This window comes from Azospirillum mesophilum (assembly GCF_053470405.2).
Window position 1 is genome coordinate 100,627 of the sequence record NZ_JBPXMQ020000005.1, and the last position, 16,011, is coordinate 116,637.

Annotated in this window: 14 protein-coding genes; 10 read left to right on the forward strand and 4 right to left on the reverse strand. The window is 69.5% G+C overall.

Annotated features, from left to right (window positions below):
• Window positions 1-140: 140 nt before the first annotated feature.
• From ACSVC7_RS07600 to ACSVC7_RS07610, 3 genes are all read left to right on the forward strand, one after another.
• Entirely contained in the window at window positions 141-2,669 is a 2,529-nt protein-coding gene (locus ACSVC7_RS07600) for a helicase-related protein (protein WP_448203659.1), read from the forward strand.
• Window positions 2,670-2,805: 136 nt separating this feature from the next.
• The gene (locus ACSVC7_RS07605; protein WP_448203658.1) at window positions 2,806-3,231 is read left to right on the forward strand and encodes an Hsp15 family ribosome-associated heat shock protein; all 426 of its coding nucleotides are present in this window, start codon (window positions 2,806-2,808) and stop codon (window positions 3,229-3,231) included.
• A gap of 108 nt (window positions 3,232-3,339) precedes the next feature.
• The gene (locus ACSVC7_RS07610; protein ID WP_448203657.1) at window positions 3,340-4,080 is read left to right on the forward strand and encodes a TerC family protein; all 741 of its coding nucleotides are present in this window, start codon (window positions 3,340-3,342) and stop codon (window positions 4,078-4,080) included.
• Between the two features lie 2 nt (window positions 4,081-4,082).
• Here ACSVC7_RS07610 and ACSVC7_RS07615 read toward each other — a convergent pair whose 3' ends face one another.
• Both ACSVC7_RS07615 and ACSVC7_RS07620 read right to left on the reverse strand, forming a co-directional pair.
• Window positions 4,083-4,484, reverse strand: coding sequence for a CBS domain-containing protein (locus tag ACSVC7_RS07615; protein ID WP_448203656.1), 402 nt, complete (start codon window positions 4,482-4,484; stop codon window positions 4,083-4,085).
• 115 nt (window positions 4,485-4,599) lie between these two features.
• The gene (locus tag ACSVC7_RS07620; RefSeq protein ID WP_448203655.1) at window positions 4,600-5,790 is read right to left on the reverse strand and encodes a YbfB/YjiJ family MFS transporter; all 1,191 of its coding nucleotides are present in this window, start codon (window positions 5,788-5,790) and stop codon (window positions 4,600-4,602) included.
• Window positions 5,791-5,881: 91 nt separating this feature from the next.
• Here ACSVC7_RS07620 and ACSVC7_RS07625 point away from each other — a divergent pair, with 91 nt between their 5' ends.
• The 5 genes from ACSVC7_RS07625 (at window position 5,882) to ACSVC7_RS07645 (ending at window position 10,283) form a co-directional block, all read left to right on the forward strand.
• On the forward strand, window positions 5,882-6,841 hold the full coding sequence (locus ACSVC7_RS07625) for a LysR family transcriptional regulator (RefSeq protein WP_448203654.1): 960 nt from the start codon (window positions 5,882-5,884) through the stop codon (window positions 6,839-6,841).
• A gap of 105 nt (window positions 6,842-6,946) precedes the next feature.
• Entirely contained in the window at window positions 6,947-7,279 is a 333-nt protein-coding gene (fdxA, locus tag ACSVC7_RS07630) for a ferredoxin FdxA (protein ID WP_448203653.1), read from the forward strand.
• Window positions 7,280-7,600: 321 nt separating this feature from the next.
• Window positions 7,601-8,101 carry a CarD family transcriptional regulator gene (locus ACSVC7_RS07635; protein ID WP_448203652.1) on the forward strand — a complete coding sequence of 167 codons (501 nt, stop codon included), beginning with the start codon at window positions 7,601-7,603 and terminating at the stop codon, window positions 8,099-8,101.
• A 218-nt stretch (window positions 8,102-8,319) separates the two neighbouring features.
• Complete coding sequence (locus ACSVC7_RS07640; RefSeq protein WP_448203651.1) at window positions 8,320-9,135, forward strand: hypothetical protein; 816 nt, start codon at window positions 8,320-8,322, stop codon at window positions 9,133-9,135.
• A gap of 242 nt (window positions 9,136-9,377) precedes the next feature.
• Window positions 9,378-10,283 (forward strand): RNA polymerase factor sigma-32, encoded by a 906-nt coding sequence (locus tag ACSVC7_RS07645; RefSeq protein ID WP_448203650.1) that lies wholly within the window; start codon window positions 9,378-9,380, stop codon window positions 10,281-10,283.
• A gap of 102 nt (window positions 10,284-10,385) precedes the next feature.
• On the opposite strand, the gene ACSVC7_RS07650 is transcribed toward ACSVC7_RS07645, so the two are convergent.
• Complete coding sequence (locus tag ACSVC7_RS07650) at window positions 10,386-12,260, reverse strand: adenylate/guanylate cyclase domain-containing protein (protein ID WP_448203649.1); 1,875 nt, start codon at window positions 12,258-12,260, stop codon at window positions 10,386-10,388.
• A 198-nt stretch (window positions 12,261-12,458) separates the two neighbouring features.
• Window positions 12,459-13,919 carry a M48 family metalloprotease gene (locus ACSVC7_RS07655; RefSeq protein ID WP_448203648.1) on the reverse strand — a complete coding sequence of 487 codons (1,461 nt, stop codon included), beginning with the start codon at window positions 13,917-13,919 and terminating at the stop codon, window positions 12,459-12,461.
• A 60-nt stretch (window positions 13,920-13,979) separates the two neighbouring features.
• Between ACSVC7_RS07655 and ACSVC7_RS07660 the strand changes: the two genes are divergently transcribed.
• On the forward strand, window positions 13,980-14,819 hold the full coding sequence (locus tag ACSVC7_RS07660; RefSeq protein ID WP_448203647.1) for a thermonuclease family protein: 840 nt from the start codon (window positions 13,980-13,982) through the stop codon (window positions 14,817-14,819).
• A 117-nt stretch (window positions 14,820-14,936) separates the two neighbouring features.
• On the forward strand, window positions 14,937-15,890 hold the full coding sequence (gene pip / locus ACSVC7_RS07665) for a prolyl aminopeptidase (RefSeq protein WP_448203646.1): 954 nt from the start codon (window positions 14,937-14,939) through the stop codon (window positions 15,888-15,890).
• The last annotated feature ends 121 nt before the right edge of the window (window positions 15,891-16,011 follow it).

Consider the following 16,011-nt stretch of genomic DNA (forward strand, 5'->3'; position numbering starts at 1 on the left):
AACCGCCGCCGGTCCATCGGCCCGTGGTCCTATGGGGAAGGACCGGTGGGGAATGGCTCGTAGGGAATGGCTGGGGGAAAGGTGGCGGACGGCCGCCCTCACGCTTGCATTGCCGGTCCTCAGGCCCAAGACTTACCGGTATGACACCTGTCCTCGATCCTTCCGGGGGCGGTCTGGGTGCCGGGGGCCGGGTGGTCGCCGTGCTGGGGCCGACCAACACCGGGAAAACCTATCTCGCCATCGAGCGCATGCTCGGCCACCGGACGGGGATGATCGGCTTTCCGCTGCGTCTTCTCGCCCGCGAGAACTACGATCGCATCGTGTCCATCAAGGGCCGGAACGCCGTGGCGCTGGTCACCGGCGAGGAGAAGATCCTGCCGCCCAACCCGTCCTACTGGGTGTGTACGGTCGAATCCATGCCGCTGGACCGCGCCGTGGACTTCCTTGCCGTGGATGAGGTGCAGCTCTGCGCCGATCCGGAGCGCGGGCACATCTTCACCGACCGGCTGCTGAACGCGCGCGGGCTGGTGGAGACGATGTTCCTGGGGTCCGACACGGTGCAGCCGCTGATCCGCCGTCTGGTGCCGCGCGCCGAGTTCATCAGCCGTCCGCGCTTCTCGCAGCTGACCTACGCCGGCTACAAGAAGCTGACGCGCCTGCCGCCGCGCAGCTGCGTGGTGGCCTTCTCGGCCACCGACGTCTACGCGCTGGCCGAGATGATCCGGCGCCAGCGCGGCGGCACGGCGGTGGTGCTGGGCGCCCTGTCCCCGCGCACGCGCAACGCGCAGGTGGGGCTCTATCAGGCGGGGGAGGTGGACTATCTGGTGGCGACCGACGCCATCGGCATGGGCCTGAACATGGACGTGGACCATGTGGCCTTCGCCCGCATCGTGAAGTTCGACGGCTTCGCCCCGCGCCGGCTGCGCGCGCCGGAGGTGGCGCAGATCGCCGGCCGCGCCGGCCGCCACATGCGCGACGGCACCTTCGGCACCACCGACGAGGTGGGGGAGCTGGAGGCCGATGTGGTCAACCGCGTCGAGAACCACGAGTTCGAGACGATCAAGACGCTGATGTGGCGCAACAGCAAGCTGCGCTTCGACACGCCGGGCTACCTGCTGAAGTCGCTGGAGGAACGGCCGCCGATCCCGGAGCTGATCCGCGCCCGCGACGCCGACGACCATCTGGCGCTGCAGGCGCTGGTGCGCGACGCGGAGATCATGGACCTCGCCAAGGGCCGCGACAACGTGCGCCTGCTGTGGGAGGTCTGCCAGATCCCCGACTTCCGCAAGGTGCTGTCCGACGCCCACACGCGGCTGCTGGCGCAGATCTTCCGCTACCTGCGCACCGGCCTCGGGCGGCTGGACAAGGACTGGGTGGGCAAGCAGATCGCGCGGCTGGACCGCACGGAAGGCGACATCGACGCGCTGGTGGCGCGCATCGCGCACATCCGCACCTGGACCTACATCTCCAACCGGCCGGCTTGGCTGAAGGACCCCGTGCACTGGCAGGAGCGCGCCCGCGCCATCGAGGACAAACTGTCCGACGCCCTGCACGAACGCTTGACGCAACGCTTCATCGACCGCCGCACCGCCACGCTCGTCCGCACGCTGAAGGACGGGCGGGAGCTGATGGGCGGCGTCCGCGCGGACGGCGAGGTGGTGGTGGAAGGCCACCCGGTCGGCCGTCTGGAAGGCTTCCGCTTCGTGCCCGACGCCCCGGAACGGTCGGAGGAGGCCAAGTCGCTGCTGAGCGCCGCCCGGCGCGCGCTGCGTGAGGAGGTGGCGTCGCGCTTGCGCGCGTTCGAGCAGGAGCCGGACGACGTCTTCGCGCTCGGCATGGACGGGGTGCTGATGGCGGACGGGCTGCCGGTGGCGAAGCTCGGCCCCGGCCCGTCGGTGCTGTCCCCGGCGGTGCTGCCCTTCGACGAGGGGCTGCTGGACCAGGGGCAGATCGACCGCGTGCGCGCCCGGCTGGAGCGCTGGCTGAAGGACCGCGTCGCCGCGAAGTTGAGGCCGCTGCTGGCTCTGCGCGATGCGGCCAACATGACCAAGGGGGACCTGACCGGCACGGCGCGCGGGCTGGCCTTCCAGCTGGTGGAGAATATGGGGGCGCTGCCGCGCGCGCCCGTGGCCTCGCTGGTGGAGGGGCTGGAGAAGAACGACCGCAAGGCGCTGGCCCGGCACGGGGTGCGGCTCGGCGTGTCGCACCTCTACCTGACGGCGCTCGCCAAGCCGGGGGCGGTGGAACTGCGCGGGCTGCTGTGGGCGGTGAAGCACAAGCTGCCCCTGCCGGTGCCGATCCCGCCGCCGGGCCGCGTCTCCGTGGAGGCCGCCGGCGCGCCGCCGGCCTTCTGGGAGGCCATCGGCTATCCGGCGGCGGGGCCGCGCGCGGTGCGGGTGGACATGCTCGACCGGCTGGAGACGGAGATGCTGAAGAACGCCAAGGAGGGCACCGCCGCCGCCGAGCCGGCGCTCGGCCAGATGATCGGCGTGTCGCCGGACGAACTGGGCGGCGTGCTGAAGGGGCTTGGCTACACGCGCTCCGTGGCGGAGGATGGGGCGGTCACCTGGCGGCGCCGGCGCAACCACCGCGCCAAGCCCCGCCGCGAGACCCCGGTCAACACCGACCACCCCTTCGCCAAGCTGCGCCAGCTTTCGGGGATTGGATGAACGACGTCGTATCAATGGGCACCATTGCCCCCACCCTAACCCTCCCCCGCTCTCGCGGTGGAGGGGACTTCGCCCTCTCCCGCGAAGCGGGGGAGGGAGGGACCCACGCGCCAGCGTGGGAGGGAGGGGGCACGCGATGACACACGACACCGATGATTTCGACGACGGCCTCCCCGACCCCGGCGCGGGGCGACTGCGCATCGACAAGTGGCTGTGGTACGCGCGCTTCTTCAAGACGCGCAGCCTTGCCGCGAAGCTGTGCAACGGCGGGGGCGTGCGGGTGTCGGGGACGGTGGTCACCAAGGCGCATTACGCGGTGAAGCCCGGCGACGTGCTGACCTTCCCGCAGGGGCGGCACATCCGCGTCATCAAGGTGGCGGCGCTGGGCAGCCGGCGCGGCCCGGCGGAGGAGGCGCGGACGCTCTACGAAGACCTCGCCCCGCCCGTGCGGGAGGAGGCCATTCAGGACCCCTACCGGGACGCCGCTCCCCGCGACCCCGGCGCCGGACGCCCGACCAAGCGCGAGCGACGGGCGCTCGACCGCCTGCACAACGAAGAATAGCCGCGCTTCGCCTCAGGAAAGCGTGGGCTCAACCATTGCGTTTCCGGAGCGGCGACCACATCTGGGCGGGGACCATCGCCTTGGCCGCATCCGGAGCCGCAGTTTCCCATGCTCGACATCCTCGCCGACCCGCAAGTCTGGGCCAGCCTTCTGACGCTGACGGCGTTGGAGATCGTGCTGGGCATCGACAACATCATCTTCATCTCGATCATGGCGGCGAAGCTGCCGGTGCACCAGCAGAAGAAGGCCCGGCAGGTCGGGCTGGCGCTGGCGCTGATCACGCGGCTGATGCTGCTGGCCTCCATCGCCTGGGTGGCGACGCTGACTCAGCCGCTGCTGACCGTGCTGGGCATGGAGCTGTCGGGGCGCGACCTGATCCTGATCGGCGGCGGCCTGTTCCTGCTCGCCAAGGGCACGATGGAGATCCACCACACGGTGGAAGGTCACGAGGACGAGGGCGGAGCGGCCCCCAAGGTCGCCGGCTTCGGCGGGGTGGTCGTGCAGATCATGTTCCTGGACATCGTCTTCTCGCTCGACAGCGTGATCACCGCCGTCGGCATGTCCAACCATCTGCCGGTGATGATCGCGGCGGTCGTCATCGCCATGGCGGTGATGCTATTCGCCTCCGGCCCGGTCGGCGACTTCGTCAACCGTCACGTTACCGTGAAGATGCTGGCGCTGTCCTTCCTGCTGCTGGTCGGCATCGCGCTGGTGGCCGACGGGCTGGGCTTCCACATCCCCAAGGGCTACCTGTACTTCGCCATCGCCTTCTCGGCGCTGGTGGAGGCGCTGAACCTGATGGCCGCCGCCCGCCGCAAACGCCGGCGGGAGGCGGCCCGGATGGGATGACCTTACGCTTCGGCGTTCAGCTGCTCGTAGGCGAGCTTGAACAGGTCGCGGATGGAGACGATGCCCACCGCGCGCTTGCCTTGGGTGATCGGCAGGTGGCGGTAGTGCTTCGAATGCATCAGGGCGAGCGCCTCGCTGGCGTCGGCGTCCGGCGGCAGGGTGTCCGGATCGCGGGTCATGATCGCCGAAACTTCGGTTTCGAAGGGGTCGATCTGGGTGGAGAGCACCTTGTTGTTCAGGTCGCGCTCCGTGATGATGCCGACGAGGGCGCCGTGGTTGACCACCAGCACGGCGCCGATGTTCTTCTCCGCCATCAGCTTGGAGACGGTCAGGACCGACGTGTCCTCCGGCACCAGAATGAGTTCCTGCGACTTCACCACGTCAGGAACCAGCTTGCGCTTCATCGTTTCCCCCAAATTGAAATATGTTTGCAAACTTAAGCGTTGCGGGGAAACAATAGCAAATCTTCGGCGCGCCGGACTGCGGCGGAAGACCGCACCTCGGGCGGGTCGAACAGGGTCAGGAGCGGACGGCGAGCTCTCCGGCGGTCCGGCGCTGGGCCATCCAGGCGCCGGCGATCAGCAGGACCACCCCCGCCAGCACCGCGGCGGCGGCGCCGGCCAGGGCGGCGTCGAAGCTGCCGGTCCGGGTCACGATCACGCCGGCCGGCAGCGGCCCGATGATCTGGCCGAGGCCGTAGGCGGCGGTCAGTGCGCCGATGACGCGGGCCGACGCCCCGCCCGACAACTGCCGGCCCAGCGTGAAGGCCAGCGTCACGATCCCGATGAAGGTGCCGCCATAGAGCGCCGCCGACACCACCGAGGCCACCGGCGCGCCGGTTATCGGCAGCAGGATGCCGACCGCCTGCACCAGATAGGCCAGGATCAGCGCCCGCCAGAGCCCCAGCCGCCGCCCAGCCGCCGCCCAGATCAGGCCGGAGGGCATGGCGGCCAGCCCGGTGACCATCCAGGCGGCCTCGCCCAGCTTCGCCGTCTCCGGCATGGTCTTCAGGATGGCGACCAGGAAGGTGCCGGTGATGATGTAGCCGCCGCCCTCCAGGAAATAGGCCAGAGTCAGCAGGATCAGCGGCGCCGACAGGACGGCTCCCGTGCCCTGGGCCTTGGCCGCGGCGGCGGGGTGGGCCGGGGGCGGGTCGGACAGCCACAGCCAGGACAGCGCGCCGATGCCCGTGCTGATCAGCCCCAGCCACAGCCAGTCGCCGCGCCAGCCCAGCCGGTCGCCCAGCAGGGCCACGAACAGCCCGCTCGACGCGATGCCGAGCCCGACGCCGGTGTAGAGCCAGCCGTTCCACGACTCCCGCCCCGCACGGGCCAGGGCGTCCAGCACCATGGCGATGCCCAGGATGAAGGTGCCGGCGCTGGCAAGGCCGGAGACGAAGCGCAGGATCCCCCACAGCGCCATGTTCTCGGTGAAGCCCATGCCGGCGGTGGAGGTGACGCTGGCGATCAGCGCGGTGCGGAAGACCGTGGTGCGCAGGCTGCCGTGCGGGACCAGCCCGGCCCCCAGCGCGCCGATGAAATAGCCCAGGTAGTTCAGCGAGGCGAGCAGCCCGGCCCCGTCGGCGCCCAGCCCGGTCGCCGCCTGCATCGCCGGCAGAATCGGCGTGAAGGCGAAGCGCCCCACCCCCATGGCAATGGCCAGCGCCAGCACGCCGCCGATCAGCACCTGGACCATGTCGCTCCCCTTCATTTCGTCGGAAACATCCTCGCGCGGTACACCCCTCGTTTCCAATGAATTGTTTCGATGTTATTCTTCACTGAAAGTGATGGGAGACGCGGCGATGGACCTCGCAGGCCTGCGGGTGGTGAAGGCGGTGGCGGAGACCGGCAGCGTCAGTCGGGCGGCCGAGACGCTCAACTGCGTCCAGTCCAACGTGACGGCGCGGCTGAAGCGGATGGAGGAGGATCTGGGCGTCGACCTGTTCCTCCGGATGAGCCGCGGCATGGCCCCGACGCCGGCCGGCCGCGTGCTGGCCGACTACGCCGACCGCGTGCTGCGGCTGGTGGCCCAGGCCCGCGACGCGGTGGCCGACGCGGCGGGGAAGGGCGGGCGGCTGGCGGTCGGCACCATGGAGACGACCGCGGCGGTGCGGTTGCCGCCGATCCTCGCCCGCTTCCACGCCGACCATCCGGAGGTGGAACTGACCATCGTCCCCGGCCCGTCGGAGATCATGCTGGGCGAGGTGCTGGCCGGCCGCATCGACGGCGCCTTCGTGGCTGGTGCTGTGGAGCATCCCGAGCTGGTCAGCCAGCCGGTCTTCGCGGAGGAGCTGGTGCTGGTGGAGCCCGCCGCCGGCATCACCAGCGAGGCCGGGCGCCTGACCCTGCTGGCCTTCCGGCGCGGCTGCGCCTACCGGGCGCGGGCGGAAACCGCGATGCGCGAGGCCGGGCGGGTGCCCTGCCGGGTGCTGGAGTTCGGCTCGCTGGAGGCGATCCTGGGCTGCGTCGGGGCCGGCATGGGTGTTACCGTGCTGCCGCGCGCGGTCGTGGAGCGGGAGCCCTGGCGCGGCATGTTCGCCACCCGCCCCCTGCCGGCGGAAATCGCGCGTATGCCGACGCGCTTCGTCCGCCGGGTCGACGCGGTGGAGACGGAAGCCCTGCGCGCCTTCCTGGAAGCGGTCACCGATGGACGGGGCGAGCCGGGGGATTTTTCTGTGGGCAGAGCCATGAACATACTCGGATCTGGGGCTGGATCTGCGGCGCAAGCGCCCACAACACCGGCGGGGTTGATCCTGCCCTAGCTGCGTGCTAGGCAAGCGCCGCGGTCGAGGCGGCGCTGTCGAAGCGACTCGGAACCCCGGCGCCGGAACGTCGCCGGAACTGGTGAGAACACTGGAGAACGAATCATGCCCTACGTCGTCACGGAAGACTGCATCAAGTGCAAGTACACCGACTGCGTCGAGGTGTGCCCCGTGGACTGCTTCTACGAGGGTGAGAACATGCTGGTGATCCACCCCGACGAATGCATCGACTGCGGCGTGTGCGAGCCGGAATGCCCCGCCGAAGCCATCGTGCCGGACACCGACGGCCGCGCCGAGAAGTGGATGGAACTGAATCGCGATTATGCCGGGCAGTGGCCGAACCTGACCCGCAAGAAGGACGCCCTGCCGGACGCCGACTCCTTTAAGGGCGTGGACGGCAAGTATGAGAAGTTCTTTTCCCCGAAGGCCGGCGCGTAACGCTGAGTCGCGGTTGAATCGGGACTGGCGGCGATTTTGCTGCCATGCAAAAAAGACAGGTCGGATATCGGCGGGCAGCAAAAGAATCCCTGCGGCTGCCCGCGCGTAACCTTTGTAACTCGGCCGTAACATCGCTATAATCGGCGCCCGGAGCCGGCCTCAGCGTCATTGCCGGTCTTCCCATCGAAAAAGGGCTCAGAACAACATTGCGCGGCGTGGCGGACCCCATCCCCACGGTGCTGCGGTTGTCTCCGGGCCTTTTTCGCCCCTTCCAACGGGGCGGAAAAATGGCGCGATCGCGAGAAGTGAGAGCCAACCCAAATGTCGAACAAGCTTGACTTCGAGGCCGGTGACTTCGTCGTCTACCCGGCTCATGGCGTCGGTCGGGTCGAAGGCATCGAGACCCACAGCATTGCTGGTATGGACGTTCAGCTCTACGCGATCACTTTCGAAAAAGAGCGCATGACGCTGAAGGTTCCGGTCGGCAAGGCCAAGGCCGCCGGCCTGCGCCGCCTGAGCACGAAGGACCGCATCAAGGTCGCGCTTGAGACGTTGCAGGGCCGCTCGCGCGTTCGCCGCACGATGTGGAGCCGCCGCGCCCAGGAATACGAAGCCAAGATCAACTCCGGCGACCCGGTCTCCATCGCGGAGGTCGTGCGCGACCTGTACCGCGGCGCCGACCAGTCCGACCAGTCCTACAGCGAGCGCCAGATCTATCAGGCCGCGCTGGAGCGTCTGGCCCGCGAGCTGGCCGCCGTCGAGAAGATCGACGAGCTGAAGGCCACGGAGCGTCTGGAACTGGTGCTGAAGAAGGCCGCCTGATTGGTGGGGGGCTGTCGGGCCACCCTCTGGTTGCCCGGCGCCCGCATCCGCAGCGGTGCGGGATCGATTTTGAGGCGCGGCCTTTTGGCCGCGCCTTTGTCTTATGTTTTCGCCTTTCTTCGGCGGTGCGGCCCGCCTACACTCCCGCTCCAGCTTTCACCGGGCCATCGTCAACGAGCCCGGCCTTGTTTTTGGGGACGGAGTGAGCGTGCGCCGGCATGTCTGAACCGCAGAGATTCCTTGACCTCCGCCGTCCGCGGCGCATCTGGGCCATCGGCGCCGTACACGCGCAGCTGGACCACCTGTACGCGATGCACGAGGCGGTGGCCTCGCGGTTCCGGCCCGGCGACCGGCTCGTCTATCTCGGCAACATGATCGGCTGGGGCGAGCGGATCCTGGAGACGATCGACGCGCTGCTGGCCTTCCGCATCTGGCTGCTCAGCTGGCGCGGCATGGACGTCAACGACATCGTCTATCTGCGCGGCGCGCAGGAGGAGATGTGGCAGAAGCTGCTGCAGCTCCAGTTCGCGCCGGACCCGCAGCAGGTGCTGGACTGGATGACCCGCCATGGTGCGGGGGCGACGCTGGCGGCCTACGGCGGCAACATCGACCAGGGCATGGCGGCGGCGCGCGGCGGCACCATGATGCTCGGCCGCTGGACCCAGAGCCTGCGCCAGGCCATGCAGGCGCAGCCCGGTCACGAAAATGTGTTCAACGCGCTGCGCCGCGCCGCCTACTGCGTGGACGCGGAGCGGGGCGAGGGCGGAGTCCTTATGGTCAGCGCCGGCCTCGACCTGCGCAAGCCGCTGACCCACCAGGGCGATGCCTTCTGGTGGGGATCCGCCGGATTTGCGCAGATGTCCGCGCCCTACAACGGTTTTTCGCGCGTCGTGCGGGGGTACGACCCGGCGCGGCGCGGGGTGTCCGTGACCGAATTCACCGCCACGCTGGACGGCGGCTGCGGTCATGGAGGCCACCTCGTCTGCGGCTGTCTGGCTCCTTCGGGTGAGATCCTGGACCTGTTCCAGGTTTGATACCATCTCCCCTTCTCTACCTGGCTTACCCATCGCACGGACACCCGCCACGGAATCCCTTCCGGCGTGAATGATCCGAAGCGCCTTGCTGTGCGTATCACGTGCAACAGGGCGAGGGTAACGGCTGTTGTCCCATCCGTCGGCATCCCGTGACGAACCGACGAACCAGAGGACCCAAGGGCTAGCCCCTTAGGAGTCCGCAAAAAATGGACAAGGCCGCCCAGACGGGAAGGAAGGGACGGATGGCGTATATCGACGATCCCGAGACTCAGCGCGCGAACCTGAGTTTCATCAAGGCCTCCATGCGTGAGCCTCTGCTGACTCGTGACCACGAATTCGACCTCGCGCGGAAATGGCGCGAAGAGGGGAACGAGCGGGCGCTGCACGAGTTGGTCAGGGCCTACACGCGGCTGGTGGTGGCGACGGCCGCGCGTTTCCGGAATTACGGGCTGCCCATGGGCGACCTGGTGCAGGAAGGCAACGTCGGGCTGATGCAGGCGGCCAGCCGCTTCGAACCGGACCGCGAGGTGCGATTCTCCACCTACGCCGCCTGGTGGATCCGCTCCGCCATGCAGGACTACATTCTGCGCAACTGGTCGATCGTGCGCACCGGCACGACCGCCGCGCAGAAGTCACTGTTCTTCAACCTGCGGCGCCTGCGCGCCAAGATCGAAAGCATCAGCCAGGGCAACGGCGGGGGCAGCGGCGGCGGCCTGACCAAGGAAGGCCGGGAGTGGATCGCCGGCGAGCTTCAGGTCGACGTGACCGAGGTCGAGTCGATGGAGATGCGCCTGTCTGCCTCCGACCAGTCGCTGAACTCCCCGGTCGCCGACGGCTCCGACGAGGACTGGCAGGACTTCCTCGCCGATCAGCGCCCATCGCCGGAGGAGGTGGTGATCGGCATGCGCGACAGCCGCACCCGCTCGCAATGGCTCGCCGAGGCGCTGGGCGAACTGTCCCCGCGCGAACGCACGATCATCCAGGAGCGCCGCCTGCGCGAGGAAGGCGCCACCCTGGAGGAGCTGGGCCGCGAACTGGGCGTCAGCAAGGAGCGCGTCCGGCAGCTGGAACACCGCGCGCTGCTGAAGCTGCGGCAATCCATGCTGAAGCGCGTTGAGGGGTATGAGGACCTGCTGGCGGATGCGTGATCAACATATGTCCCTCTCCCCTCCGGGGAGAGGGAAGGGGCCCACGAAGTGGGAAGGGTGAGAGTCGTGCGAGAATCAAAGCGCTGATCCTCGGCGGTACCCTCACCCTCCCACCGCTTCGCGGCGGGTCCCTCCCTCTCCCGAGGCGGGAGAGGGGTTTTCTTTCCGTTCCGGCGCATCCTCGTCCAGGGCCACGCGCCAGACTTCCGTGGTGCCGGTTCGGCCGCGCAACGGTTGGCCGCCGACGCAGTCCAGGGGGGCGGCGCCGTCGCCCTGGAAGGCGGTGGCGGCACTCGACAGCACGACGACCTCGGCGTCACCCTGGAGGCTGGAGGCCAGCTCCTCGATGCGGGCGGCGATGTTCACGGTGTCGCCGACGATGGTGTAGTTGATGCGGTTCTCGGAGCCGATGTTGCCCACCACGACCGGCCCGGAATGCAGGCCGATGCGCACCCGGATCGGTGGCAGGCCCTGCGCCTCGCGGCGGCGGTTGTCGGCGTGGACGGTGCGGGTGATGGCGTGGGCGGCGCGCAGCGCGCGGGCGGCGTGGTCCGGCTGCTCCTCCGGCGCGCCCCAGAAGGCCATAATGGCGTCGCCGATGAACTTGTCCACCGTTCCGCCCTCCGCCTCGATGCAGGCGGCGAGCTGGGTGAAATGCTCGTTCAGCAGGGCGGCGGTGTCGGCGGCCCCCATATGCTCGGCCATGCGGGAGAAGCCGCGGATGTCGGTGAACATCACCGTCACCTCCCGCTCCTCCGAACTGAAGCTCGCCTCCGCGCCGCGCCGGTGCATCAGGCGCAGCACCAGAGCTTTGGGCACGTAGGTCTCGAACCAGCGCAGGCCGGCGACCATCGCGTTGAAGGCGGTGGCCGCGCGGGCCAGCTCGCGCAGGCGGGAATCCGGCAGTTCGGGGATGTCCCGGAACTCGAAGTTTCGCACGCGGTCGGCGGCCTCGGCCAGACGCGCGACCTGGGCGCTGATGCGCCGGCCGACGACCAGCGCCACCGCCACGGACACCAGCAGGATGCCCAGCCCGGCGAGGCCCGTCATGTAGAGCCGCCGGACCTCCGTCCCCGCCTCGTTGGCGCGGAAGCTGATGCCGATGATCCAGTCCTGCCGGCCGTAGCCGGCCATGCTGCGCATCAGGAACAGGTAATCCTCGTCCAGCGCGGTGACCATCCGGCCTTCCACGCGCTTCTTCAGCGCCTGCACCGGCTGGCCGGAGCTCCACAGCGCGGCCAGTCCCGGATCGGCCACCTGATCGACGCGCGGCAGCGGCGGCCCGTCGGTCTTGTTGGAGAAGTCGAACTTCATGCCGGCCAGCGACGGGTGGGCCAGCACATGCTGCTTGTCGAACAGCACGAAGGCGTTCAGCCCCTGCTCCACATACAGCGTCGACAGAAAGCGCGACAGGTCGCCCAGCGACACGCCCACGATCACCTGACCCAGATAGCGCCCGTTGCGGCGCACCGGCTGGAACAGCGTGACGAAGCTGGTCCCCGCGTCCTTGGCCCACAGCGGGTCGGCCCAGACGGCCGTGGTGCGGTCGGCGCCGTTCAGCAGCTCGGGTGCCACCACCGGCTCGTTGCGCAGATCCTGGGGCACGATGTGCAGTTCGTTACCGGCGCGTTCGACGTGCAGGCCCGTGCGGTCGGGGTGGAAGAAGGCGATGCCCGTGACGTCGGGCGCGCCGGCCAGCGCGCCGCGCAGCGTGTCCTGCAGGCCGCGCGCGTCGGCCGGGTCCAGCTCCCCGCGCTCCATCAGTCCGGCTACGAAACGAGCCATGTCGCGCGCGGGGTTCAGCTGGTTGCGGATGCGCACCTCCACGCCGGCCAGCGCGAGGTCGGCGCGGTCGTTCAGCAGGGTGAAGGTGTTCCGGCTGGCGCTGACCAGCCCCAGCACCAGCACGCTCGCCACCGCCAGCAGCATCAGCGAACCGAAGCCGGCCACCAGCACCGCCGCGATGGGCAGCCGCATGCGCGTGGCCCCGCCCAGCCCGGTTCGTTTCCGGGAAGCCTTTTTGGAACCGGGCTTGTGACCGGCCTTGGCGGTGTGCTGCAGGGTGGGGTGATCGGGCATGGCGCGGAGGGTACAGACGCACGCGGGCGTGGGCAATCGGCCAAGTCGCCGCGTCCCTGAACGATCACTTTGGTTAATGAAAGCGTTAACAGGTTGTCAGCCGGTGATGATCTTCACCTTTTGGCCCGGTTGCAAGGGCGTTCCCGGCGGCAGGTCGTTGATGATGCGGAACAGTTCCTCGGCGTAGGGCATTTGCGGCATCTGCCGGATCAGGCCTTCCGCGCTGTCGCCGGGGCGCGCGGTCACCACCCGGACGCGCAGGGGGCGCAGCGACGCCGCCTCCTGCCGGCTGAGGCGGCGGAAGCTGTTGGCGGTCTGCTGGAAGGCGGGGTCAAGCCGGCCGAGCGTGCCGCTGGGGGCCAGGAAGGTGAAGCGGAACATCCCGTTCCCGCCCGCCTGCACGGCCACCAGACGCACGTCCACGGCGCCGTTGTCCGTCTCCCCGCGGGTCACGGCGGTGGCGGCGGGCAGGCCGTTCACGGCGAAGGACTGGACGCCTTGAAGCTGCGCGCCCTGCGCCCAGACTCCCACGAGGTAGCGCGCCGGGTCGGTCACGCCCTGGGACGTTCCGGCATCGAAAAGAATAGCGCCGCCGTTCTGCCCCTTGGCGATCACCTGCTCCGCCCCGTTCAGCAGGGCGAAGCCCGGCGGGACCTCGAAGGCGATGCCCAGGCCGGGGTGGGCGAAGGTCCGGCCGCGCACGAAGCCGTTCTCCGGGCTGTCGCCGAAGATGACGCCGTCGATGGCCGCCATGTAGGGCTCCACCGGCCGGGCGCCGCCCTGGGGAAGCTTGCGGGCGAGGACAGCCGCATCCTGGACGCGGGACTCGGTCTGCGGGTGGCTGGCGAAGAAGTCGAAGCCGCTCTCCCCCGAGCCCTTGCCGGAGCGCAGCCCCTCATACTGGCTGTCGCGGCGCATGGTTTCCAGGAAGGTCGCCACGGCGAAGGGGTCGTAGCCGGCGCGCTCCAGAAGCTCGATACCGATGCGGTCGGCCTCCGACTCCTGCCCGCGCGAGTATTTGGCGAGCAGTGCGCCGCCGCCGAGGTTGGCGATCTGCGCCAGCTCCGGGCTGCCCAGGAAGATGCCGATGCCGGCCGCCAGCAGCCCGGCGATGGTCTGGCCGGTCTGCCGCTCGCGGGTGTGGTGGGCGATGACGTGGCCGATCTCGTGCCCCAGCACGCCGGCGACCTCCGCCTCGTCCTTGGCGAGCGCCAGCAGGCCGCGCGTGACGTAGACATAGCCGCCGGGCAGGGCGAAGGCGTTCACCACGTCGCTGTCCAGCACCGTAAAGGTCCACGGGCCTTGCCGGTCGGTCTGGGCGGCCATCCGGTTGCCGAGGCGGTCGATGTAGGCCTGAAGACGCGGGTCCTGGTAGGCGCCGCCGAACTGCGCCAGGATCTTCGGGTGCTCCTGCGCGCCCAAGGCCTCCTCGCTGCCGCCGCCCAGAAGCTGGGCGCGGCTTGGGGCCGCCGACGTGACGAGCAGGAGGACCGCCGTCAGGGCGGCGGCAATTCGGCGCAGCGAAGCGCTGGAGGCCGTGTTGCGTTCGGTGGGCATGGCGCGTCATACCGGAAAGGACCTTGCCGACATCAAACTCGGCCGCTTTCCGGTTGTTCCATGCTGCGCCGCGTCCTCCACCTTCTTGCCGCCCTGCTGCTTTTGACGGCCGCCACCCCGGCGGAGCGGCTGCGCGTCGCCGCGGTGATCGACGGGGATACGCTGGCGCTGGAGGACGGCCGCCGGCTGCGTCTGGCCGGCGTCGAAGCGCCCAAACCGCTTCCCAACGCCGAACCAAGGCGGAACTGGCCGCTGGCCGAGGCGGCGACCGCCGCGCTGACGGACCTTGCCCTCGGGCGGGAGCTGACCCTGCGCGGGGAGGGAAGGACCGACCGCCACGGGCGCCTCGTGGCGCAGGTGCAGCGCGACGACGGGCTGTGGCTCCAGGGGGAGTTGCTGGCGCGCGGTCTCGCCCGCGTGCACACGCAGCCCCATTCCCGCGCCTTCGCCCGCGAGATGCAGGCGGCGGAAGCCTCGGCCCGCACAGCGGCGCGCGGCCTCTGGCGCTCGCGCGTCTACGGCGTGCGACCGGCCGCCGACCCCGAGGCGCTGCGACGCGACCGCGACAGCTTCCAGATCGTGGAGGGCCGCGTGCTGCGCGTCACCAAGGGGAGCGAGGCCTATCTGGACTTCGGCGAGGACTGGCGCACGGACGTGACCGTCCACATCGGGCGCGCGGCCCTGCGCGACTTCGTCAAGGCCGGCATCGACCCGCTGTCCTTTGAAGGCCGGATTGTCCGCGTGCGCGGCTGGGTCGGGCTGCGCAGCGGCCCGATGATCGAGGCCACCCACCCGGAGCAGATCGAGCGGGTGGAGGACGGCCGCCCGCCGGCTCCCGTGCCTCGGGCGTCGCGGCCTCTGCCGCGCGGGGACGATACCGGCGAGGAGGAGGTTGAATGACGACGGCGGATGAGGGCGGCGGATGAGGGGGCCTCAATCGTCATACCCCGCGCATCGCTGTGGCGAAAAGGGGGGATGGCCCCTACACTGAACCGGCCCGCACCACAGGACCATTCCATGCCCCGCAGCGAGCTTTTCCCGCCCATCGACCCCTTCCAGTCCGGCATCCTTCCCGTCGACGAGATCCACACGCTGTATTGGGAACAGTCGGGCAACCCGCGCGGCGTGCCGGTGCTGTTCCTGCACGGCGGGCCGGGGGCCGGGGCCTCGCCCGCACACCGGCGCTTCTTCGACCCGACCTTCTACCGAATCGTCGTTATGGACCAGCGCGGGGCCGGGCGCTCGACCCCGCTGGGCGAGGTGCGCCGCAACAGCACGGACCTGCTGGTGGAGGACGCCGAGCGGCTGCGCCGGCAGCTGGGGATCGAGCGCTGGCTGCTGTTCGGCGGCAGCTGGGGATCGACGCTGGCGCTTGCCTACGCCCAGACCCATCCGGAACGCTGCCTGGGCCTGATCCTGCGCGGCATCTTCCTGATGCGGAAGGCGGAGATCGACTGGTTCCTCTATTCCATGCGAATCATTTTTCCGGAGGCCTGGACCGCCTTCGTCAACCACATCCCGGAGGCCGAGCGCGGCGACCTGCTGGAGGCCTACTGGAAGCGGCTTGACGCGCCGGACGCCCCGACCCGCATGGCGGCCGCCCGCACCTGGAGCATGTATGAGGGCTCCTGCTCCTCCCTGCTGCCCTCGCCGGAGCTGATCGCGACGAGCGCGGAGGACACCCACGCGCTGGGCCTCGCTCGCATCGAGGCGCATTACTTCCGCGCCAACCGCTTCACGCCCGAGGACAAGCTGCTGCGCGACCTGCACCGCATCCGCAACCTGCCGGGCGCGATCATCCAGGGCCGCTACGACATCGTGTGCCCCATCGCCACCGCCGACGAGTTGCACCGCGCCTGGCCCGAAGCCGAATACCGCGTGGTGCCCGACGCCGGCCATTCCGCCATGGAGCCCGGCATCCGCGCCGCCCTCGTCCAGGCGACGGAGCGGTTCAAGGAGCTGTTGCGGTAGAAGTGCCGCGGCGTTCATTGAGGCGCACAACAGATTGTCAAGAATCCGGCAACAATGGGTTGATCTGGCTCAATGCCGCGGTGATGGGACGGGCAAATACTTTTGGTCATGAAGTGCGGGT

Excerpts from the sequence above, each read along its gene's own strand:
- ACSVC7_RS07600 (WP_448203659.1), top strand. The coding sequence starts at position 141 with ATGACACCTGTCCTCGATCCTTCCGGGGGCGGTCTGGGTGCCGGGGGC.
- ACSVC7_RS07605 (WP_448203658.1), top strand. The coding sequence starts at position 2,806 with ATGACACACGACACCGATGATTTCGACGACGGCCTCCCCGACCCCGGC.
- ACSVC7_RS07610 (WP_448203657.1), top strand. The coding sequence starts at position 3,340 with ATGCTCGACATCCTCGCCGACCCGCAAGTCTGGGCCAGCCTTCTGACG.
- ACSVC7_RS07615 (WP_448203656.1), bottom strand. The coding sequence starts at position 4,484 with ATGAAGCGCAAGCTGGTTCCTGACGTGGTGAAGTCGCAGGAACTCATT.
- ACSVC7_RS07620 (WP_448203655.1), bottom strand. The coding sequence starts at position 5,790 with ATGAAGGGGAGCGACATGGTCCAGGTGCTGATCGGCGGCGTGCTGGCG.
- ACSVC7_RS07625 (WP_448203654.1), top strand. The coding sequence starts at position 5,882 with ATGGACCTCGCAGGCCTGCGGGTGGTGAAGGCGGTGGCGGAGACCGGC.
- fdxA (WP_448203653.1), top strand. The coding sequence starts at position 6,947 with ATGCCCTACGTCGTCACGGAAGACTGCATCAAGTGCAAGTACACCGAC.
- ACSVC7_RS07635 (WP_448203652.1), top strand. The coding sequence starts at position 7,601 with ATGTCGAACAAGCTTGACTTCGAGGCCGGTGACTTCGTCGTCTACCCG.
- ACSVC7_RS07640 (WP_448203651.1), top strand. The coding sequence starts at position 8,320 with ATGTCTGAACCGCAGAGATTCCTTGACCTCCGCCGTCCGCGGCGCATC.
- ACSVC7_RS07645 (WP_448203650.1), top strand. The coding sequence starts at position 9,378 with ATGGCGTATATCGACGATCCCGAGACTCAGCGCGCGAACCTGAGTTTC.
- ACSVC7_RS07650 (WP_448203649.1), bottom strand. The coding sequence starts at position 12,260 with ATGCGGCTGCCCATCGCGGCGGTGCTGGTGGCCGGCTTCGGTTCGCTG.
- ACSVC7_RS07655 (WP_448203648.1), bottom strand. The coding sequence starts at position 13,919 with ATGCCCACCGAACGCAACACGGCCTCCAGCGCTTCGCTGCGCCGAATT.
- ACSVC7_RS07660 (WP_448203647.1), top strand. The coding sequence starts at position 13,980 with ATGCTGCGCCGCGTCCTCCACCTTCTTGCCGCCCTGCTGCTTTTGACG.
- pip (WP_448203646.1), top strand. The coding sequence starts at position 14,937 with ATGCCCCGCAGCGAGCTTTTCCCGCCCATCGACCCCTTCCAGTCCGGC.